Annotated in this window: 22 protein-coding genes and 1 tRNA gene; 9 read left to right on the top strand and 14 right to left on the bottom strand. The window is 65.6% G+C overall.

Annotated elements, in window-relative coordinates:
• From gcvH to gcvPB, 3 genes are read left to right on the top strand one after another with little or no spacing between them, the layout of a single operon-like run.
• Complete coding sequence (gene gcvH, locus SJY12_RS08450) at positions 1–372, top strand: glycine cleavage system protein GcvH (RefSeq protein ID WP_050601021.1); 372 nt, start codon at positions 1–3, stop codon at positions 370–372.
• Between the two features lie 35 nt (positions 373–407).
• A complete protein-coding gene (gcvPA, locus tag SJY12_RS08445) occupies positions 408–1,775 on the top strand; it encodes an aminomethyl-transferring glycine dehydrogenase subunit GcvPA (protein ID WP_397505061.1) in 1,368 nt (455 codons plus the stop codon).
• Positions 1,772–3,343 carry an aminomethyl-transferring glycine dehydrogenase subunit GcvPB gene (gcvPB, locus tag SJY12_RS08440; RefSeq protein ID WP_050600942.1) on the top strand — a complete coding sequence of 524 codons (1,572 nt, stop codon included), beginning with the start codon at positions 1,772–1,774 and terminating at the stop codon, positions 3,341–3,343. The genes gcvPA and gcvPB overlap by 4 nt, the downstream gene beginning before the upstream one ends.
• 76 nt (positions 3,344–3,419) lie before the next feature.
• On the opposite strand, the gene SJY12_RS08435 is transcribed toward gcvPB, so the two are convergent.
• Together SJY12_RS08435 and SJY12_RS08430 are read right to left on the bottom strand one after the other, a co-directional pair.
• Entirely contained in the window at positions 3,420–4,688 is a 1,269-nt protein-coding gene (locus SJY12_RS08435; RefSeq protein ID WP_160765992.1) for a lipopolysaccharide biosynthesis protein, read from the bottom strand.
• 13 nt (positions 4,689–4,701) lie between these two features.
• Positions 4,702–5,511: an NTP transferase domain-containing protein gene (locus SJY12_RS08430; protein ID WP_063513170.1), complete on the bottom strand. Its 810-nt coding sequence runs from the start codon at positions 5,509–5,511 to the stop codon at positions 4,702–4,704.
• A gap of 64 nt (positions 5,512–5,575) precedes the next feature.
• On the opposite strand from SJY12_RS08430, the gene SJY12_RS08425 reads away from it, so the two are divergent.
• Entirely contained in the window at positions 5,576–6,298 is a 723-nt protein-coding gene (locus tag SJY12_RS08425) for a hypothetical protein (RefSeq protein ID WP_397505059.1), read from the top strand.
• On the opposite strand, the gene mmsB is transcribed toward SJY12_RS08425, so the two are convergent.
• The 10 genes from mmsB to SJY12_RS08375 all read right to left on the bottom strand — a co-directional run bounded on the left by mmsB (position 6,285) and on the right by SJY12_RS08375 (position 15,466).
• The gene (gene mmsB / locus SJY12_RS08420) at positions 6,285–7,193 is read right to left on the bottom strand and encodes a 3-hydroxyisobutyrate dehydrogenase (protein ID WP_397506676.1); all 909 of its coding nucleotides are present in this window, start codon (positions 7,191–7,193) and stop codon (positions 6,285–6,287) included. The two genes, SJY12_RS08425 and mmsB, sit on opposite strands and share 14 nt — an antisense overlap.
• Entirely contained in the window at positions 7,193–7,975 is a 783-nt protein-coding gene (locus SJY12_RS08415) for an enoyl-CoA hydratase-related protein (protein ID WP_397505058.1), read from the bottom strand. The genes mmsB and SJY12_RS08415 overlap by 1 nt, the downstream gene beginning before the upstream one ends.
• A gap of 105 nt (positions 7,976–8,080) precedes the next feature.
• Entirely contained in the window at positions 8,081–9,133 is a 1,053-nt protein-coding gene (locus tag SJY12_RS08410) for an enoyl-CoA hydratase/isomerase family protein (protein ID WP_397505057.1), read from the bottom strand.
• Between the two features lie 30 nt (positions 9,134–9,163).
• Positions 9,164–10,309 carry an acyl-CoA dehydrogenase family protein gene (locus SJY12_RS08405; RefSeq protein ID WP_397505056.1) on the bottom strand — a complete coding sequence of 382 codons (1,146 nt, stop codon included), beginning with the start codon at positions 10,307–10,309 and terminating at the stop codon, positions 9,164–9,166.
• Positions 10,310–10,357: 48 nt separating this feature from the next.
• Positions 10,358–10,744, bottom strand: coding sequence for a RidA family protein (locus tag SJY12_RS08400; RefSeq protein ID WP_397505055.1), 387 nt, complete (start codon positions 10,742–10,744; stop codon positions 10,358–10,360).
• Complete coding sequence (locus tag SJY12_RS08395) at positions 10,741–11,046, bottom strand: I78 family peptidase inhibitor (RefSeq protein ID WP_397505054.1); 306 nt, start codon at positions 11,044–11,046, stop codon at positions 10,741–10,743. The genes SJY12_RS08400 and SJY12_RS08395 overlap by 4 nt, the downstream gene beginning before the upstream one ends.
• Positions 11,047–11,057: 11 nt before the next feature.
• On the bottom strand, positions 11,058–11,528 hold the full coding sequence (locus tag SJY12_RS08390; protein WP_397505053.1) for a hypothetical protein: 471 nt from the start codon (positions 11,526–11,528) through the stop codon (positions 11,058–11,060).
• Positions 11,529–11,560: 32 nt separating this feature from the next.
• Positions 11,561–13,057 (bottom strand): CoA-acylating methylmalonate-semialdehyde dehydrogenase, encoded by a 1,497-nt coding sequence (locus SJY12_RS08385; protein ID WP_397505052.1) that lies wholly within the window; start codon positions 13,055–13,057, stop codon positions 11,561–11,563.
• A gap of 88 nt (positions 13,058–13,145) precedes the next feature.
• Positions 13,146–14,360, bottom strand: coding sequence for a DUF819 domain-containing protein (locus tag SJY12_RS08380; protein ID WP_397505051.1), 1,215 nt, complete (start codon positions 14,358–14,360; stop codon positions 13,146–13,148).
• A gap of 35 nt (positions 14,361–14,395) precedes the next feature.
• Positions 14,396–15,466: a PLP-dependent cysteine synthase family protein gene (locus SJY12_RS08375; protein WP_397505050.1), complete on the bottom strand. Its 1,071-nt coding sequence runs from the start codon at positions 15,464–15,466 to the stop codon at positions 14,396–14,398.
• A gap of 116 nt (positions 15,467–15,582) precedes the next feature.
• On the opposite strand from SJY12_RS08375, the gene SJY12_RS08370 reads away from it, so the two are divergent.
• A tRNA-Gly gene (locus tag SJY12_RS08370) sits at positions 15,583–15,656 on the top strand.
• A 16-nt stretch (positions 15,657–15,672) separates the two neighbouring features.
• On the opposite strand, the gene SJY12_RS08365 is transcribed toward SJY12_RS08370, so the two are convergent.
• Positions 15,673–16,467, bottom strand: a complete 795-nt coding sequence (locus tag SJY12_RS08365) for an SDR family oxidoreductase (protein WP_050600929.1) — start codon at positions 16,465–16,467, stop codon at positions 15,673–15,675.
• 79 nt (positions 16,468–16,546) lie between these two features.
• Between SJY12_RS08365 and SJY12_RS08360 the strand changes: the two genes are divergently transcribed.
• The 4 genes from SJY12_RS08360 (at position 16,547) to SJY12_RS08345 (ending at position 18,845) form a co-directional block, all read left to right on the top strand.
• Positions 16,547–17,110, top strand: coding sequence for a hypothetical protein (locus SJY12_RS08360; RefSeq protein ID WP_348346330.1), 564 nt, complete (start codon positions 16,547–16,549; stop codon positions 17,108–17,110).
• A gap of 109 nt (positions 17,111–17,219) precedes the next feature.
• On the top strand, positions 17,220–17,681 hold the full coding sequence (locus SJY12_RS08355; protein WP_050600927.1) for a Dps family protein: 462 nt from the start codon (positions 17,220–17,222) through the stop codon (positions 17,679–17,681).
• An 85-nt stretch (positions 17,682–17,766) separates the two neighbouring features.
• Positions 17,767–18,387 (top strand): 6-phosphogluconolactonase, encoded by a 621-nt coding sequence (locus SJY12_RS08350; protein ID WP_348346329.1) that lies wholly within the window; start codon positions 17,767–17,769, stop codon positions 18,385–18,387.
• Entirely contained in the window at positions 18,375–18,845 is a 471-nt protein-coding gene (locus SJY12_RS08345; protein ID WP_063506362.1) for an NUDIX domain-containing protein, read from the top strand. The genes SJY12_RS08350 and SJY12_RS08345 overlap by 13 nt, the downstream gene beginning before the upstream one ends.
• Here SJY12_RS08345 and dinB read toward each other — a convergent pair.
• On the bottom strand, positions 18,842–19,969 hold the full coding sequence (gene dinB, locus SJY12_RS08340; RefSeq protein WP_397505049.1) for a DNA polymerase IV: 1,128 nt from the start codon (positions 19,967–19,969) through the stop codon (positions 18,842–18,844). The genes SJY12_RS08345 and dinB overlap by 4 nt on opposite strands.
• Between the last annotated feature and the right edge of the window lie 41 nt (positions 19,970–20,010).

Below are 20,010 nucleotides of genomic sequence, written 5' to 3'. Positions count from 1 at the left end.
ATGGCCCGCTATTTTACCGATGAACATGAATGGATCGACGTCGAGGGCGACACCGCCACCGTCGGGATCACCGATTTCGCACAAGGCCAACTGGGCGACATCGTCTTTGTCGAGCTGCCCGATGTCGGCAGCGTGATCGACAAGGGCAAGGACGCTGCCGTGGTCGAAAGCGTCAAGGCGGCCAGCGACGTCTACGCGCCGATCAGCGGCGAGATCATGGAAACCAACGAGGCGCTGGAAGACGACCCGGCGCTGGTGAACACCTCGCCCGAAGAAGACGGCTGGTTCTTCAAGATGACCATCGGCGACAAGTCGCAGTTCGACGGTCTGATGGACCAGGCCGCTTACAAGAGCTTCTGCGACGGGCTTTGATTTTCTGACGCCCTGCGGGGCCTGAAGGAACCAAGATGCGTTACCTACCCCTGACCGATACCGACCGTTCGGACATGCTCGATACGATCGGCGCGCCGGATATCGATGCGCTGTTCGCCGATGTACCCGAGGCAGCGCGGCTTTCCGGCCCGATTGAAGGCCTGCCGATGCACGCCAGCGAAATGGCGGTCGAAAAGCATATGCGGCGGCTGAGCAAGAAGAACCTTGCCGCATCCGACGCGGCGTTCTTTCTCGGGGCAGGAGCGTACAAGCACCATATCCCGGCCAGCGTCGATCACATCATCCAGCGCGGCGAGTTCCTGACCGCCTATACGCCCTACCAGCCCGAAATCGCGCAGGGCACGCTCCAGATGCTGTTCGAATTCCAGACGCAAGTCGCGCGGATCTATGGCTGCGCGGTCGCCAATGCGTCGATGTACGACGGCTCGACCGCGTGCTGGGAAGCGGTGGCCATGGCGGGCCGGGTCGCCCGTGGGAAGAAGCGCAAGGTCGTGCTCTCGGGCGCGCTGCACCCGCACTATGCCGAAGTGGTGCGGACGATGGCCAAGTTCACCGACGACGAGATCGCCGGTGCGCCGCCCAGCCTGACCGCTAGGCCCGACGATGACGGGCTGATTGCGCGGATCGACGGGGACACCAGCTGCGTCGTAGTGCAATATCCCGATATCCTCGGCCGCCTGCCCGACCTCGCGAAAATCGCCGAGGCCGCGCATGACAAGGGCGCGCTGCTGATCGCGGTCAATACCGAACCCGTAGCGCTGGGCGCGATCGCATCGCCGGGTGAGCTGGGGGCGGACATCGTCGTCGGCGAAGGCCAGTCGATCGGCGTCGGCCTGCAATTCGGCGGACCCTATCTCGGGCTGTTCGCCGTACGCGATGAAAAGCACGTGCGGATGATGCCGGGCCGCCTGTGCGGCGAGACGGTCGATGCCGGGGGCAAGCGCGGCTTCGTGCTGACGCTGTCGACGCGCGAACAGCATATCCGCCGCGAAAAGGCGACCTCGAACATCTGCACCAATTCGGGGCTCTGCGCGCTGGCGTTCAATGTCCATATGACGCTGCTCGGCGAGAAAGGGCTGCGCCGGCTGGCGATGGAGAACCACCGGCTCGCCTGCTTTGCCGCCGACCGCTTGGCTAAGGTGCCGGGCGTGAAGCTGCTCAACGACGCGTTCTTCAATGAATTCACGCTGCTGCTCGATGGCGATGCGCGCAGTATCGTGCGTGAACTGACGCAGCAGGATATCCTCGCGGGCGTATCGCTCGCACGGCTGTTCCCCGGCCATGATGCGCTGTCCAACGGGCTGCTCGTCGCGGTTACCGAAACCACTACCGAGGAGGACGTGGAAACGCTCGCCTCCGCACTCGAGGAGGTGCTGGCATGAACGCTCCCAACGCTTCGGGCTGGAAGCCCGGCACCCCCGTCGAAGGACACAACGCGATGAGCGGCCCCGATACCGCCACCGGCAACCGCGCGCTGATGCTCGAGGAACCGCTGCTGTTCGAGATCGGCCATGCCGAAACCACCGGGGTGGACCTGCCCGAACCGCAAGCGGGCGCCAATCGCCTCGGCGGGTTCGACCGCAAGGATCCGATCGGCTTGCCCGGCCTGTCCGAGCCTGAGACCGTGCGCCACTACACGCGCCTGAGCCGGCAGAACTACGCAATCGATCTCGGGCTGTTCCCGCTCGGTTCGTGCACGATGAAGCATAATCCGCGGCTCAACGAAAAGGTCGCGCGCATGCCCGGCTTCGCCGATGTCCATCCGCTGCAGCCGGTCGATACGGTGCGCGGCGCGCTGGAAGTGATCAACGAACTGGCGCACTGGCTGATCGAGCTTACCGGCATGCAGGGCGTTGCCATGAGCCCCAAGGCCGGGGCGCATGGCGAGTTATGCGGCATCCTGTGCATCCGCGCCGCGCTCGAAGCGCGCGGCGATGCGCGCGAGGTCATCCTCGTCCCCGAAAGCGCGCATGGCACCAACCCAGCCACCGCGGCCTTCGCCGGCTACCGGGTCGAAGACATTCCGGCCAATTCCGACGGGAGGGTCGATCTCGAAGCGCTGAAAGCACGCCTCGGCCCCGATGTCGCGGGGGTGATGATCACCAATCCCAACACCTGCGGCCTGTTCGAACGCGACATGAAGGCGATTTCCGACGCGGTGCACGAGGCCGGCGGCTTCGTCTATTGCGACGGCGCGAATTTCAACGCCATCGTCGGCAAGGTGCGCCCCGGCGACCTCGGCGTCGACGCGATGCATATCAACCTGCACAAGACCTTCTCCACCCCGCATGGCGGCGGCGGCCCGGGTTCGGGCCCGGTCGTGCTGTCCGAAGCGCTCTGCCCCTATGGCCCGCTGCCGTTTACCGCGCGGACCAGGGATGGCGTGGTCCACCTGGTCGAGGAAGAAAACGCCGCCGAATTCGACCACACCAAGGCCTTCGGCCGGATGACTGCGTTCCACGGTCAGATGGGCATGTTCACCCGCGCGCTGGCCTATATCCTCAGCCACGGTGCCGATGGCCTCAAGCAAGTGTCCGAAGACGCCGTGCTCAATGCCAATTACATCCTGCGCAGCCTCGAAGACGTGCTCGATGCACCCTTCGGCCACAGCGGGCCGTGCATGCATGAAGCGCTGTTCAGCGACAAAGGCTTCGCCGACGATGTCTCGACGCTCGATCTGGCCAAGGCCCTGATCGACGAGGGCTATCACCCGATGACGATGTATTTCCCGCTGGTGGTGCACGGCGCGATGCTGGTCGAACCGACCGAGACCGAAAGCAAGGCGGCGCTCGACCAGTTCATCCTCGCGCTGCGCAGCGTGGCCGAGCGGGCGATTGCGGGCGACGAGACACTCAAGGCCGCGCCCTATTACGCGCCGCGCCAGCGGCTCGACGAAACGCAGGCCGCGCGCAAGCCCGTGCTGGCCTGGAACGACGCCAATCTGACCTGACCCTGTATGCTGTCTGCCGACCCGGCCGGGGTGCAGCAGCGCCTTGCCGGGTCGGACCTGCGGTCCGGTGCCCGCGCTAGCGTTCGGGCGGTACCTCGGGTTTGGGTTTGACCGTGATCGTGATCTGCGACAGCGAGATGATCGCGACCCAGAAACCCAGCACCGACAAGGCGGATGCGCCCATGACCGTGAAGGCTGCGCCCTTCAGCCCGTTCCAGCCCATCGCCACTTCGAGCAGCGAGAGCCCGATCACGGTCGGGATCGCGCGGATCAAAAAGGCGGTGCCCGCGCGGCCCGCGCTGACCAGTAGGGATTCGAGGCTGGCCCCGACCAGCTCTATCGCCCCGGCAATCGCCAGGATCACCATCGTCCAGAACACCCGGAATTCGGGGCCCGCGATCAGTGCCAGCGCCGGCCGCCCCAGGAACAGCGTGCCGAGCACGGCCAGAACGCCGGCGATCAGCGCGATGTTTGCCATTCGCCGGGCCATGGCGTGGGCCGTTTCCTTGGCGTGGACCAGTTCGGGATAGATCGCCTTGGACACGGTTTGTGCAAGGCTGACGAGCGCCTGCCCCAGCTGGCTCGCGACGCGATAGCCGCCCGCGGCGGTTTCGCCCCCGATGGCGCCGATCAGCAGGATCAGCACCTGCTTGGATCCGACATTGAGGCTGCCCGACAGATTGGTCGACCAGACGAAGCGCCAGGCACCTGGGTGCGCCCGCGGAATATGGCGCAGGCTGATCCGCGACAAATTGATGCGTTCCAGCCGTCCGGCGGCAATCCACAGCGCGGCGGCCACCGCTACTTCCGCCGCCGCCCAGGCGAGGATGAAGCCGGTCACCGTCGGCATGGCAATGGCTGCTGCTGCGGCGCCTGCGGCCCGGACCACCGGCTGCACCGCTTCGGCGGCGGTCGTGCGGGCATAGGCAAACCGCAGGCGCAGCAGGCCGGTCGGTGTGGTACGGATGGCGAGCAGCGAAACGACGCAATAGCCGAAGGCGACGGGGAGCAGCTCGTCGGGCAGCGGGAGCCACAGCGGCGCGGTGCCGACCAGCACGGCGGCCAGCACCAGGCCGAGCGCAATCGACAGCAAGTCGAGCGCGATGGCGAAACCGGTCGCATCGGCCGGCCCGTCGCCATCGGCGCCCCACCGCACGACGAATTGCCAGGTCTGGAAGTTGGCTATGCCGGTGACCGTCTGGCCCAGCGCGAGGATGATCGCGAAATAGCCGAAATTGTCGAGTCCGAGCGTGCGCGTGGCGAGCGCGAGGTAGACGAGGCTCAGCAGGGCGTTGAGACCGCGCCCCGTCAGGAGCCAGCCGATATTGCGCAGCAGACGATGCATCGTGCGGCCGGTGTCAGGCGGCTGCGAGCCGCTTCGCCAGCAGCTTTTCGGTAACCTGGAACGTGCGCTCGTTGTCGACGTCGATGGCGCAGTGGCCATGGCTCATCTCGATCGGCACCATCGAGAACCCGAAGCGGCGCGAAACCTGCGCGAAGAGCTTTTCCTTCGTTCCCCAGCCGAGGAAGAAGCGGATCAGGTTGATCACGCCGAACGCCTTGGCAATCCGGCGCGGGAATTTCACGAACTGCCCGCCGCCGCGCATGATTTCGGCTGCCGCGAGCGCCTGCGGGGTACCGATCCAATAGGCATTGCAGTTCGAATATCCGCCATCGGAAAATTCGTAGAACCGCGACTGGCCCTGCGGATCGGCGGCACGGACGTCTTCCTTATGCGCCAGTGCAGCCGCAGCGCCTGCCTTGCTGGCAATTGACTTATCGGCAAACTCGGTGAAGTCCTCGGGCAGCCACAGGCAGTTGTCCGCGGTGGTGATCAGCAGCGGATAGTCCGCACCCTCGGCCCCGGCAAAAACGCTGTCGACCAGATTGAACGCACCCGGTTTGAACACCAGCCGGCCCTCGGCCTGGAGCTTGGCGATCGAGGGAATGGCGGCGATTTCGTCCGCCTCATGCGCCACGACGCGGATCTCGCCGATGCGCGGGCTGGCGGCGACATTCATCACAACGCGTTCGATCATCGGCATGCCGCCGACGGGAACGACGCATTTCTGCGCGACACCAGCGCGCTCGGCGAGCGGATCGAGCACGCCCGAACGCTTGCCTGCCATGATCAGCGCGGTGACCTTGCCATTGTTGTCGTGTGTCATGGGCGCGCAGATAGGGCCGAATGGCGCGGTTGTCACTGCCGCGCGCTTAAGGCACGGGGTTGGCGTGCGAATTATCTTCTCTCGCAAGGGGTTCGACAGCGCTTCGGGTGGCGGAGCGTCGCCGATCGTGGAGAGTCGGCCGGTCAGCCTGCCGATCCCCGCAGGCACCGCCTCGCGCACCACCTATGGCGATCTCGGGCTGGGCGAACATGCCGCACGTGCCAGCCGGGGGCGGGTCGATGCGGGCACGCTGTGCCACCACGACCCGATGTTCCTTGCCGATCGCACCTGCCTGTTCGGCCAATGCGGTGCGGCGCAGACGCATCTGGCGAACCGGGGGGTGGGGCCGGGGGACGTGTTCCTGTTCTTCGGCCTCTTCCGCGAGGAAGGCGGCGATCTCCACCACCGGATTTTCGGCTATCTCGAAGTCGCGGAGATCGTCGATCTTACACGTGGCGCACCCGACTATCTGGTCGAGCGCGGCCATCCGCATGCGCTGGCGCTCCATGCGCGCAACGACGTGATCTACGCAGGCCCCGGCGTGGAAGCCCGGCAAGCGAGCGATGCGCTGCGGCTGACGGTGCCCGAAGGCCCACCATCCTTATGGGATCGCCCCGCATGGTTGAAGCGCGGCGGGCTGAGCTATCACGACCGCGCCGACCGCTGGCTGCGTGGCGGACGGCTCAAGAGCGTGGCGCGTGGGCAGGAATTCGTGGCCGATATCGGCCGCCGCAAGGCCCCGCGCGAATGGCTCGCGCGGGTGCTGGAAGAGATCAGAGCGACTTGATGATTGCGCTGAAATCGAGCCCGGCATTGTCCTCGGCGAATTGCTCGTAAAGCTCCTTCGCGTGGCGACCGAGCGGGGTCGAGGCATCGGCGGTCTCGGCGGCTTCCATCGCCAGCTTGAGATCCTTGAGCATCAGGCCGGTGGCGAAACCGCTCTGGTAATCCTTGTCCGCCGGGCTTTCGACGCCGACGCCGGGCAGGGGGGTGTAGGCATTGAGCGACCAGCAATAGCCCGAGGACTGCGAACTGATCTCGTAGAACTTCTGCGGATCGAGCCCGAGCTTCTCGGCCATTTTCATTGCCTCGGCCGTGCCGATCATCGAGATGGCGAGCAGCATGTTGTTGCAGATCTTGGCGGTCTGGCCGGCGCCTGCGTCGCCCGCGTGGATCACGGCCTTGCCCATGGCCTGCAGCACCTCCTCGGCGCGGGCGAAGGCCTTTTCGGTGCCACCAACCATGAAGGTCAGCGTGCCGCCATTCGCGGCCGCGATCCCGCCCGAAACGGGGGCGTCGACCATGTCGTAACCGGCGGCCTCGGCCTGGGCGATCACCTCTTTCGCGGTGGCGACATCGATGGTCGAGCAGTCGAGCAGCACCGCGCCTGCGGGCGCCTTGCCGATCACGTTGCCTTCGTAGACCGACTTCACGATCCCGCCATTGGGCAGCATTGAAACCACCGCATCGACGTCTTGCACGGCCTCGGAAGCATCGGTGAAGGGCGTGCAACCGTTGTCCTTGGCTGTCGCGAGTGCTCCTTCCGAAAGGTCGAAGGCATTCACGGCATGCCCCGCCTTCACGAGGTTGGCGGCCATCCCGCCGCCCATATTGCCGAGGCCGATGAAGGCGATTTTCATGTTCTCTCTCTCCGCGTATTCTTTTCTCGTGACAGGAGGGATTATTTCCCCTTCCACTTGCCCTCGCGCTTCTCGACGAAGGCGGCCATGCCCTCGGCCTTGTCCTCGCTCGCGGCCAGGATCTGGAAGATGCGCCGTTCGATGATCAGGCCCTGATCGAGGCTGGTTTCGAAGGCCGCATTGACCATTTCCTTGTTCGCGATCGCGGCCATCGGCGGCATGCTGGCGATCTGCGCGGCGGTTTTCAGCGCTTCGTCGAGCAGCGTGTCATGCGGCACGACGCGCGCGACCAGATTGCTGCGCTCGGCTTCCTCGGCATCCATCATCCGGCCGGTCAGGCACATTTCCATCGCCTTCGACTTGCCGACCGCCCTGGTCAGACGCTGCGATCCGCCCATGCCCGGCGCGACGCCCAGCTTGATCTCGGGCTGGCCGAACTTGGCGTTTTCGCTCGCGATGATGAAATCGGCCATCATGGCGAGCTCGCAGCCGCCACCCAGCGCGAAGCCGTTGACCGCCGCGATCCACGGCTTGCGCGTCTTCTTGACGATCTCGCTGGTCCAGGGGCTGAAGAAATCCTCGAGGTAGAAATCGGCCGCGGCCTTCTCGCTCATTTCCTTGATGTCCGCGCCTGCGGCAAAGGCCTTGTCGCCCGAACCGGTCAGGACTGCACAAAGCTGGCTCTTGTCCGCTTCATAGGCGGCGAAGGCCTCGGTCAATTCCGCAAGGATCGTGCTGTTGAGCGCGTTGAGCGCCTTGGGACGGTTGAGCGTGATCAGCGTGACCGCGTCACGTTTTTCGACGGTGATGGTTTCGTAAGCCAATGTTCTCTCCACGTCGCTCCTGCGAAGGCAGGAGCCTAGATGACTTGTCGGCCGCGCGGAACCGCAACGGCGTATGGGCCCCTGCCTGCGCAGGGGCGACGGATTTCACGGCTCCAGCGGCGTCCATTCCGCGCCCTCGGGAAGCGGGGCGAAGATGCTGTCGATCAGCCCTTCGCTGACGTCCTCGGGCGCTGCGGGGTCCCATTGCGGGTCGTTCGTCTTGTCGACGATCACTGCGCGCACGCCTTCGGCGAAGTCGGGGCGGGTCAGCACCCGGCTGGCGATGCGATATTCCATGCGCATGTTGTCGGCGAAGCTGCCGAGCTGTTCGCTCTCGCTCAGCTGGCGCAGCGCGACCTTGCAGGTCTGCGGGCTCTTGCCGCGCAGCGTGGCGAGCTCCTTCGCCGCCCATTCGCTGTCGTCTGCCTCGAGGCTGCGGAGGATGTCCTCATAGCGATCCGAGGCGAAGTGTTTCTTGATCAGCGCGGCATTCTCTTCCAGCCGCGCGGGCGGCGGGGTGGTGGAAAGTTCGGACAGGATCCCGCCGATCCGGTCGGGATGTTCGATAATCCGGGCCTTGGCTTCGGCGAGTTTCTCAGCCGGCAGGTAATGCGTGGCGATACCCGCCCAGACGCATTCCGCACCGTCGAGCCGCGCACCGGTCAGTGCGAGGAACTGGCCGAGCCGCCCGCCCAGCCGCGACAAGTGCCAGCCGCCGCCGACGTCGGGGAATAGGCCGATGCCGCTTTCGGGCATGGCAAAGCGCGTGTTCTCGGTCGCGACGCGATATTTGCACGGCAGCGCGATACCGACGCCGCCACCCATGGTGATGCCGTCCATGAAGGCGACGATGGGCTTGCCGTATTCGAACATCTGGTGGTTGAGCCGGTATTCGTCGTGGAAGAATTCGCGCCCGCTTTTTCCGCCATCGTTGAGCGCGGAATGGCGCAGCAGATTGATGTCGCCCCCCGCGCAGAAGCCGCGCCCTTCGGCGTGGTCGAGGATGACGGCCTCGACCGCGTCATCTTCGGCCCAGCCTGCCAGCGCGGCGCTTATGCCATGGCACATGTCGAGCGTCAGGGCATGCAGCGCCTTGGGGCGGTTGAGCGAGATATGGCCGGTGCGGCCATGCGCGTGGATGTTGAGGTTCTCAGTCATGGGGTCTTCTCATTCTGCCGCCGGTCGCGGTCACTGGCGCAGCAAATCGCGGCCCACGATCATGCGCATGACCTGGTTGGTGCCTTCGAGGATCGAATGCACGCGCAGATCGCGCCAGAAGCGTTCGATGGGGTATTCCTTGAGATAGCCATAGCCGCCGAACAGCTGCAGCGCATCGTTGACGATCTTGCTGCCATTGTCGGTCGCGAGCCGTTTGGCCATCGCGGAAAAACGCGACTTGTCGGGTGCGTTGTCGGTCACCTTGGCCGCTGCGAGATACAGCAGCGCGCGCGCCGCTTCGAGGTCCGTCGCCATGTCGGCAAGCATGAACTGCGTGTTCTGGAAATCCGCAATGGGTGTGTCGAACTGCTTGCGGTCCTTGGTGTAGGCCACCGCTTCGTCGAGGCAGCGCTGCGCCCCGCCCAGTGAACAGGCCCCGATGTTGAGCCGCCCGCCGTCGAGGCCCATCATCGCAAAGCGGAACCCCTCGCCTTCGTCGCCAACACGATTGGCAACCGGTACGCGCGCATCCTCGAAAATGACCTGCGCGGTGGGGGAGGCGTTCCAGCCGAGCTTCTTCTCCGGCTTGCCGAAGGAAACGCCCGGCGTGTCCTTGTCGATGACGAGGCAGGTGATGCCCTTGGTCTTGTGTTCTCCCGTGCGGACCATGGTGACGTAGACATCGTTGACGCCCCCGCCCGAAATGAACTGCTTGGTCCCGTTGAGAACGTAGTGATCGCCGTCGCGCACCGCGTTGGCCTTGAGGCCTGCGGCATCCGAACCGCTGCCCGGTTCGGTCAGGCAGTAGCTGGCGATCTTGTCCATGCTGACGAGGTCGGGAAGATAACGGTCCTTCACGTCCTGGCTGCCGAAGCTGTCGATCATCCAGCTGGCCATGTTGTGGATCGAGATGAAGGCGCTGGTGGTGGGGCAGCCATAGGCCATCGCCTCCATGATCAGCGCAGCCTCCAGCCGGCCGAGCCCGATCCCGCCGCTTTCTTCCGAAACGTAGATCGCGCCGAAACCGAGTTCGGCCGTGCTCTTGATCACGTCGCGCGGGAAATGCGATTTCTCGTCCCATTCGCCCGCATGCGGAGTGATGTTGTCGGCGGTGAAGCGCTGCGCCACTTCCTGGATCGCGAGCTGCTCGTCGGTAAGCTGAAATTGTCCTGTCATGGCGGGTGACCTAGCGGTGGTGGGGGGAGGTGAAAAGGGCTGCGGCGGTCAGCCTTCGATGATTGCTTCGGCCTCGATCTCGACTTTCCATTCCGGTCGGCAGAGCCATGCCACGCCTGCCATCGTTGCGGCGGGGCGGGCCTCGCCGAAGAACCGCGCGTGGACTTCGCCGATCGCCTGCTGGTCGGCCGGATCGGTCAGCAGCATGCGCGTGCGCACGACATCCTTCGCGCTGCCGCCCAGGTCTTCGATGGCGCGCAGGATCAGCGTGAAGCAGCGTTCGGCCTGAGCCGCGGCATTGCCCGGTGTCGAGGTGCCGTCATCCTCGATCGGGCCGGTGCCGGCCACCAGGATGCGATCGCCTTGGCGCACCGCGCGGGCGAAGCCGAACTGCGCTTCGAAGGGCGATCCGCTGGAGGTGTGGCGGCGCTTCACCCGCAGGTGATCTCGGTGATCTGCCGCGCCTCGTCATAGCGCACGTTCACTCGGTCGGTGCGGTAGTCCATCGTCCAGGCCGAGTTCGGCGGCCCCCAGCGGAGCACCTCGGCGCCGCTTTCGGCAAGGATGGCTGCGCCGGTCCGCTCGGTCGCCTGCTGGCCGACATGGGCCTGTGCCGGTTCGGCATTGCAGCTGCCGCGCATCGCATCGCCGGGATTCGACGGGGAGGGCGCGGGTTCGGAATATCCCGCGCAGGCGGCCAGCGGCAGCGCCAGGACGGAAAGGGCCAGGATACGCATGGGCAACACTCCTATTCGCATTTCTTGAGCGGCATGGGCTCGAACTGGTCGTCGCCAACCGCCGCCGGGGTCAGCCTGCGCCCGTCGTCGGACAGCGTGAAGCGGCGCGCCATCTCCCATGTCTCGCCTTCACCTTCCATCGCCAGCGAAACGACGATGTCCTGCGGGCCTGCGACTTCGATCCGTGTCACTTCGCCGAACAATTCGTAGAACTGCATGGTCTCGGGCCCGATCTCGACGCGCAGATCGGAAGCCGGATCGCAGCTGCCCTCGACATAGTCCCACACGCCCCGAAACGCGGCGGGAATGGTTTCGGCAGTGACGGGGCCCGGCGGTCCGGCGCCGTCACCAATCCCGCCATCGGGTTCGACCGGCATCATCGTTTCGGCCGGCTCGGGCGCAGCCGCCTCGTCCGGCCCGTCCGAACAGGCGGCAGCCAGCAGTGCCAGCGGCAGGGCGGCGGTAAGCAGTGATCGTTTCATCGTGTCTCTCTCCCTACCGCCTGCCGCGGCGCTTACCCCATCGTGGGGATGACGAAGGCGTTGGATCCGTCACCGCCGCCATCGGGCCAGCGCTGGGTGACCTTCTTGGCCTTGGTCCAGAACTTCAGGCCTTCCTGGCCGTACTGGTCGGTGTCGCCGAAGCCCGAACGTTTCCATCCGCCGAAGCTGTGATAGCTGACGGGGACGGGAATCGGAACGTTGATCCCGACCATGCCGACATTGACGCGGTGGGCGAATTCGCGCGCCGCATGGCCGTTGCGCGTGAAGATGGCGACACCGTTTCCGTATTGGTGCTCGCTCGGCAGCCGGAGTGCATGCTCGAAATCGTCGGCGCGCACGATCTGCAGGACGGGTCCGAAAATCTCTTCCTTGTAGCTTTCCATGTCGGGGGTCACGCGGTCGAGCAGCGTCGGGCCGACGAAAAAGCCCTTCTCGTGGCCCTGCAGCGTAAACCCGCGGCCGTCGATGACGACTTCGGCGCCTTCCTGTTCGGCGGTGTCGATCCACTGTTCGATCCGCGCCTTGTGTTCGGGCGTGACGACGGGGCCGTAATGCGCGTCGGGATCGGTCGAAACGCCGATGCGCAGCGCATTGATCGCGGGGATCAGCTTTTCGCGCAGCCTCTCGGCGGTGTCTTCGCCCACGGGCACGACCACCGGCAGCGCCATGCAGCGTTCACCTGCGGAACCGAAGGCGGCGCCGGCGAGATCGCCCACCACCTGGTCGAGATCGGCATCGGGCATGACGATGCCGTGGTTCTTCGCGCCGCCCATCGCCTGGACGCGCTTGCCCGCAGCGACGCCGCGCTTGTAGACGTAATGCGCGATATCGCTCGACCCGACGAAGCTGACCGCGGCGATGTCCTCGTGATCGAGGATCGCATCGACCATTTCCTTGTCGCCGTGGACCACCTGCAGCAGCCCCTCGGGCGCGCCGGCCTCGACGAACAGTTCGGCCAGCCGGATCGGCACGCTGGGATCGCGTTCGGACGGCTTGAGGATGAAGGCGTTGCCCACCGCGATCGCCATGCCGAACATCCACATCGGGATCATGGCGGGGAAGTTGAACGGGGTGATGCCCGCGCCGATACCTAGCGGCTGGCGCATCGAATAGACATCGATGCCGGGGCCCGCGCCTTGCGAATATTCGCCCTTCAGGGCCTGCGGGATGCCGCAGGCATATTCGATGACCTCGAGCCCGCGCTGCACGTCGCCATGCGCATCGTCCACGACCTTGCCGTGTTCGCTGGCGAGCAGTTCGGCCAGTTCCTGCTTGTTGGCTTCGACCAGCTGTTTGAATTCGAACATCACCCGCGCGCGGCGCTGGGGATTGGTCGCCGCCCATTCGGGCTGGACCTTCTTGGCGGCGGCGACCGCGCGGTCGAGCAAGGCGGCATTGCCCAGTGGAACCTCGGCCTGGACTTCGCCCGTCGAGGGGTTCCAGATCTGGTGGGTGCGGGCCGCGGGAGCGCTCGCTCCGCCGACGATGAAATGGTCAAGCTGACGCATGAAAGTTCCTCTCTTTTCTTTGCAACGGCCCATACGCGCGCAAGGTCCGAAAGCAACCGGTATCGGGTGAAACCTTTGCCGCGCGCGGCTAGCCGACCGCCGCCATCATCTGCGCGCACAGGATCGCGCCATAGGTCCCCAGTGCATAGCCCAGCACGGCCAGCAGCACGCCGACGGGGGCAAGCGCGGGGTGGAACGCCGCCGCCACCACCGGCGCCGACGCCGCGCCGCCGATATTCGCCTTGCTGCCCACCGCGACGAAGAAGAACGGCGCCTTGATGATCTTGGCCACGCCCAGCAGCAGGATGACGTGGAACAGCATCCAGATGAAGCCGATCGCCATGAAAGCGGGCGCATCGGCAATCTTGGTCACATCCATCCGCGTGCCGATCACCGCCACCAGCAGGAAGATGAACAGCACGCCGAACTTGCTGGCACCAATACCTTCGAGCTCGCGGGCGCGGGTGAAGCTGGCGGCGAGGCCTGCAGTGGTGGCGATGACCACGACCCAGAAGAATTCGCTCGCCAGCGTGGCGTCTTCGCCCTGCATCGCGGCGAACCAGCCGCCCAGCCAGCCGCCGAGCAGATGCGCGAGCCCGACGATGGCGAAGGTGACGCCGAACAACAGCACGTAGTCGTTCGCCTTGGCGACGCGTTCGATGCTCGCGGTGTAATCGGCCATCGTGTCGCGCAGTCGGGCAATCGACGAACTGTCCGCGCCCAGCCATTTGTCGACGCGCTCGTGCGCGCCCGCGCCATAGAGCAGGAACACCATCCAGATCTCGGCGACGATGATGTCGACCGCCAGCAGCGCGGCAAAGCCTTCGAGCGGGTAGCCATAGACTTCGAGCATGGCGGTCTGGTTGGCGCCGCCGCCGATCCAGCTTCCCGCCAGCGTCGCCAGCCCGCGCCATGCGGCGGTGTCGCCCGAACCGATGATCGAAGGTTCGAACTGCGCCACGATCCACAGCGCCAGCGGCCCGCCGAGGACGATGCCCATCGTGGCGGTCAGGAACATGACGATCGCCTTGTTGCCGAGGCCGAGGATCCCCTTGATATCGATCGACAGCGTCATCAGGAACAGCGCGGCGGGCAGGAAATAATCCTTCGCCACCGGCCACAGATTGCTTTCGGATACGTCGATCAGGCCGAAGGTCGTCATCAGGCTGGGGACGAGATAGCAGACCAGGATGATCGGCACGAAGACGTAGAAGCGCTGCCAGCCGGGCCGGTCGCGCGTGGCGAATACAAAGCCGAGCACCAGGGCAAGCAGCCCGAGAATAATCCTGTCGTCGCTGATCATGTGATGCGGCAGCCCTTGTTCTGGAGATGCAGTGTCTAGCCGGCGAAGCGGCCGGTTTCGAAGAAGTCGGAGATCGCCTGTCGCGGTGCCGCGACATCGAGGTCGCGCGCCGCCAGCCACTCCGGGTCGAAGATGGTGTCGGCATACCGCGCGCCGTCGTCGCACAGGATCGACACGATCGAGCCCGTTTCGCCGCGCGCGGCCATTTCGGCGGCGATGCGCGCGCAGGCCCACACATTGGTCCCGGTCGAACCCCCGCAGCGCCGCCCCAGGCGGGCGCTGACTTCATGGGCGGCGGCGATCGAGGCGGCGTCTGCCACCACTTCCATCCGGTCGACGATATCGGGCAGGAAACTGGGTTCGACCCGCTGCCGGCCGATGCCTTCGATGCATCCGGCCGAATGATCGACGCGCCCCACGCTGCGCTCGGCCCAGTGGCGATGGAACACCGATCCCGCGGGATCGGCGACGCAGACGCCGGTGTCATGGCGATTGTAGCGCGCAAAGCGGCCGATGGTGGCGGAGGTGCCGCCCGTTCCCGCACCGCAGACGACCCAGCGCGGCACCGGATGCGGCTCGCGCGCCATCTGCGCGAAAATCGATTCGGCGATATTGTTGTTGCTGCGCCAGTCGGTCGCGCGTTCGGCATAGGTGAACTGGTCGATATAATGGCCGCCCAATTCGTCGGCGAGCGACTGCGCCGCTGCGTAGACTTCGCCGGGCGCGCCGACGAAATGGCATTCGCCGCCGTAGAATGCGATGGCATCGATCTTGGCCTGCGCGGTGCTGCGCGGCACCACGGCGATGAACCGCAGCCCCAGCATGCGCGCGAAATAGGCTTCGGAAACCGCGGTCGATCCGCTCGATGCCTCGACCACTGGGGTGTTCTCGCAGATCCAGCCGTTGCACAGGCCATAGAGAAACAGCGATCGCGCCAGCCGGTGCTTGAGACTGCCGGTCGGATGGCTCGATTCGTCCTTGAGATAGATCGCGATATCAGGCAGCGCGGGGACCGGCAGCGGGATCAGATGCGTGTCGGCCGAACGGTTGAAGTCGGCCTCTATCCGGCCGATCGCCCAGTTCACCCATGCGCGCTTGTTCGTCATGCGGGCCTTGTAGGGCGTGCTGCCCGCGGGGGAAGGGCGCGCACGCCGTTTTCCGCCGTGGCCGCCGGTTTGTATTGACCGCCACGCGCGTTCCGTGGCAAGCGCCGCGCCGCCTCGCGGGTGTAGCTCAATGGTAGAGCAGCAGCTTCCCAAGCTGACGACGAGGGTTCGATTCCCTTCACCCGCTCCACCGTCACGTTCGGCATCTATCGCGGTGGCATCCTTATGGCGCCGTCGAGCCGGAACTGGTGCGCGTTGATATAGCTGTTGCGGGCGATCTCGCAGATCAGCGAGGCGAATTCCTCCGGATGGCCGAGCCGCTTGGGGAAGGGCACGCTGGCGTTGAGCTGGTCCCACATTTGCGGGTTGCGATCCTTCATCCCGAGCATCAGCGGGGTGGCGAAGATACCGGGCATCACCGAATTGATCCGGATGCCGAGATCCATCAGGTCGCGCGCCATCGGCAGCACCAGCCCGTTCACCCCGGCCTTGCAACTGCCGTAGATGGTCTGGCCGATCTGCCCGTCCTGCGCCGCGACGCTGGCGGTCAGCGTGATGCAGCCGCGTTCGCCATCCTCGTTGACCGGCTGGGCATTGGCCATGCCCAGCGCGGACAGGCTGGCCACGCGGTAGGACGAGACGAGAATGCCCTCGGCCCCGAAGGCGTAGTCCTCGGTCGATAGCCGCTTGTAGCAATTGTTCTGCTTGTCCCAGCCGAGCGTCTTGCCGCGCCGGCTGGTCATCGCGCAGTGGACGGTCACGCGTTCCTGCCCATGCGCGGCGCGCGCTGCGGCAAACCCGTCGACGACCGATTGCTCGTCGGTGATATCGACACGGGCAAAGGTCCCGCCGATGGCCTGCGCATGCGCTTCACCGGCTTCCTCGTTGACGTCGAAGATGGTGACCTTGAGGCCGAGGTCGGCCAGCGCCTGCGCGCTCGCCTTGCCCAGGCCCGAAGCGCCGCCCGTGACAACCGCTGCCATACCCTGCGTGAGTTCCATGTCTGCTCTCCCCCTGTGTTTCGTTGCGGCGCGTGCTATCGCAAGCCGCGAAGCTTAGGAAGGGGGAGGGCATCGCGCCGTGACACCGCTGCTGTTTGCCATGGTCGCCAGCTTTCTGGCGGCGACCGGCGCGCGCGACCAGATCCTCGTCGCACGGCTGGCGGGCAGTCTCGGCGCTTCGCCAGCGCTCCTCGCCGTGGCGCTTGCCAGTTCCGCGCTGACCGCAGGCATTGCCGCGTGGTTCGGCGCGCAACTGGCGCAGACGATGTCGGTGAATGCCGCGACCATGTTCGTGGCCATCGCGCTGTTGCTGGCCAGTTTCGAATGCGGCTGGCCCAATCGCGAGAAAACGCCCCGCGAACCGACCCGTTCGCTGGGGGCGATCGCCATCGTCTTGTTCGTTCGGCAATTGACCGATGCCTCGCGGTTCATGGTCGCGGCCTTTGCGGTGGTTTTCGCATCCTGGCCGCTCGCCGGGATGGGCGGCGCGCTGGGCGGCGGCGCTGCGGTAGCGCTGGGCTGGATGCTGGGGGCGCAGCTGGACGAGCGGCTGCCGCTGCGCGGTATCCGGATCGCGCTGGCCATCATCCTGTTCGTTCTGGCGGCGATCACGGGATTGAGCGCGCGCGGGATAATCGGATGAAGCGATTAGTCTGGTCGGCTATAATCGAGAAACCCTACAGCATCTCGCGTGTTGGTGTAGTGAACATCCCAATCGGGTCGATATCATCTCAGCAAAAGGGGTAAATCTTATGGCCGAAGCAGGCGACAATTCGAAAGCCGGTCTCGTCAGCGCACTCAACGGGGCGCTTGCCGACACCGTGGCACTCTATTTCAAGACCAAGAACTTCCACTGGCATGTGGCGGGCCCGCGGTTCCGCGATCTCCACGTGCTGTTCGACGAGCAGGCCGCGCAGCTGGTCGGCACGGTCGACGATCTGGGCGAGCGCGTGCGCAAGAACGATGAATACACGCTCACGTCGATCGGCAGTGTTGCCAAGGCGACCCGTATCAAGGACCAGGACGATGTGTCGCTGACCGCCGATGCGATGGTCAAGGAACTGCGCGACGACAACAAGACGCTGCACGGGCGTCTGCTCGAAGTGAAGGAAGCCGCCGAAGAAGCGGGCGACAACGCCACCAGTGGTGTCGTCGACGACTGGATCGACGAGTGCGAGGAGCGTGTCTGGTTCCTCAACCAGACGAGCAAGTAACCGCGCCAACGTTGACCCGGCAACGGGCACATGATCGGGCCGCCTTTCCTGTTGGGGAAGGGCGGCCTTGGTGTATCAGGGGGTCATGAACACTCCCACGATCATCGAAGGGCGCAGCGACGCCGCCATCGCCGACTGGATTGCAGCGCGGCTGAGCGAGGCGATGGAAGCACAAGGTGGCCCCGTGACGATCACCGTGCCAGGCGGATCGACCCCGTTCCCGATCATGGCCGCGCTGCTGAAACACGATCTCGACTGGACGCGGCTGGTCGTCTGGCCGGGTGATGACCGCGTGGTTCCCGAAGACCACGCTGCGTCCAACACCGGCAAGCTGCGCGACCTGTTCGAACCGGCAGGTGCCGAAGTGGTCACGCTGACCGAGATGGAAGCCGTCCCGCATTTCGCGCTCGCATGGCTGGGGATGGGCACCGACGGGCACATCGCCTCGCTGTTCCCCAACACCGATCCACAGGTGGACGATCCGCGGCAAGTCGTGCGGCTGACCCCCGATCCGCTGCCGCCCGAAGCACCGTTCGACCGGATCAGCCTGACGCTGCCGGCACTGCTTGCCAGCGATGCGCTGGTGTTCGTCATACGCGGCGACGACAAGCGCGAAATTCTTAACCAAGCTATTGCAGGAACACATGATTTTCCGGTTGCGCGGCTGCTGCGCGCAGCTACACAGCCGGTCACATGCTTTACCTGATCCCCAAGCCGTTACACCGGCAGGCGCTGAAAATCGGGCACCGTCTGCGCCATCACTGGCGCCGGGTCAGCGGACGGACGGGAGTGGGGGTGAGCATCGTTGCCCGCGATCTCAACGGGCGGGTGCTGCTGGTGCGCCACAGTTACGGGCCCGAGGGGTGGTACTTCCCCGGCGGCGGCAAGCGGCGCAGCGAGACGCCCGAACAGGCGGCCTTGCGCGAGATAAAAGAGGAAACCGGCTGCACGGTGTCGGGCCTGGTGGGCGTCGGGATCATCGACGAGGAGCTTGCCGGTGCGCCTCATCGCGCGCATGTTTTCGACGGAGTGGTCGATGCCGTGCCGCAGCCCGACGGGCGCGAGATCGTCGAGGCGCGTTTCTTCCCGACGCATTCGCTGCCCGAACCGCTGAGCAAGCGGACCCGGGCGCGCTTCGCGCTGTGGCAGGCGCGCAGCTGCTAGAGCAGCGATAGCTGCGCGTCGGGACGGGCAGACTGCGTCTCGCCGCCCTGCTGCTCGAGCTTGGACAAGGTCAGCCCCATCAGCCGGATCGGCATGGGCAGCGGCAGCACCTCTTCCAGCAGCGCGCGCGCAAGCGTTGCGAACTGGGCCTTCTCGGCAATTGCGACATCGACCGTTTTCGCCCGGCTGAAGATCTGGAAATCGGTGTATTTCAGCTTGAGCGTGACCGTCCGGCCGCGGGCCTCCGCGCGTTCGATCGAGGTCCACACGATGTCGATGATGTCCTCCAGCGTTTCGCGCAGTTCGCCGCCCGACGACAGGTCGCGGCTGAAGGTCCGTTCGCCGCCCACCGACTTGCGGATGCGGCTGGAACGCACCGGGCGCAGGTCGATCCCCCGCGCCGCGCGGAACAGATATTCGGCAAAGCTGCCGAAATGCGCGCGGAGCCAGGCGATATCCCTGGCGGCCAGATCGCCGCCGGTCTCGATACCCAGCCGGGCCATCTTTTCCGCGCCCTTCGGACCCACGCCGTGGAACCGTCGGATCGGCAGCTCGGCCACGAAGCGCGCGCCTTCGCCGGGCCGGATCACGCACAGCCCGTCGGGCTTGTTCTGATCGCTGGCGATCTTGGCGAGAAACTTGTTGTAGCTCACCCCCGCACTCGCGGTCAGCCGGGTCTTGGCGCGGATTTCCTGCCGGATTAGCTCGGCAATGCGGGTCGCGCTGCCGATGCCGAGCTTGTCCTCGGTCACGTCGAGATAGGCTTCGTCGAGGCTGAGCGGTTCGACCAGGTCGGTGTGGTGGCGGAAGATCGCGCGGATCTGCTGGCTGACTTCGCGATAGACGTCGAAGCGGCTCTTGCAGAAGATCAGGTCGGGACACAGCCGCCGCGCAGTGACCGAGGGCATCGCGCTACGCACGCCGAACCGGCGCGCCTCGTAACTGGCGGCAGCAACCACGCCGCGGCCGCTGGAACCGCCCACTGCCACCGGCTTGCCGCGCAATTCGGGATTGTCGCGCTGTTCGACGCTGGCGAAAAACGCATCCATGTCGACATGGATGATCTTGCGCAGGCCGTCGGCCTCGCCCGCTGTGTCATCCGTACCCGCTTCGCCTTCGCTCATGCGCGATTAGATAGCCCTGCGGGTTGCAAAGCGGAACCTTG

The organism is Qipengyuania sp. R86523 (assembly GCF_044596365.1).
Classification (GTDB): Bacteria; Pseudomonadota; Alphaproteobacteria; order Sphingomonadales; family Sphingomonadaceae; genus Qipengyuania; species Qipengyuania citrea.
Note: the sequence above shows the minus strand (reverse complement) of the source record. Positions and strands in the feature narration are given on the sequence as shown.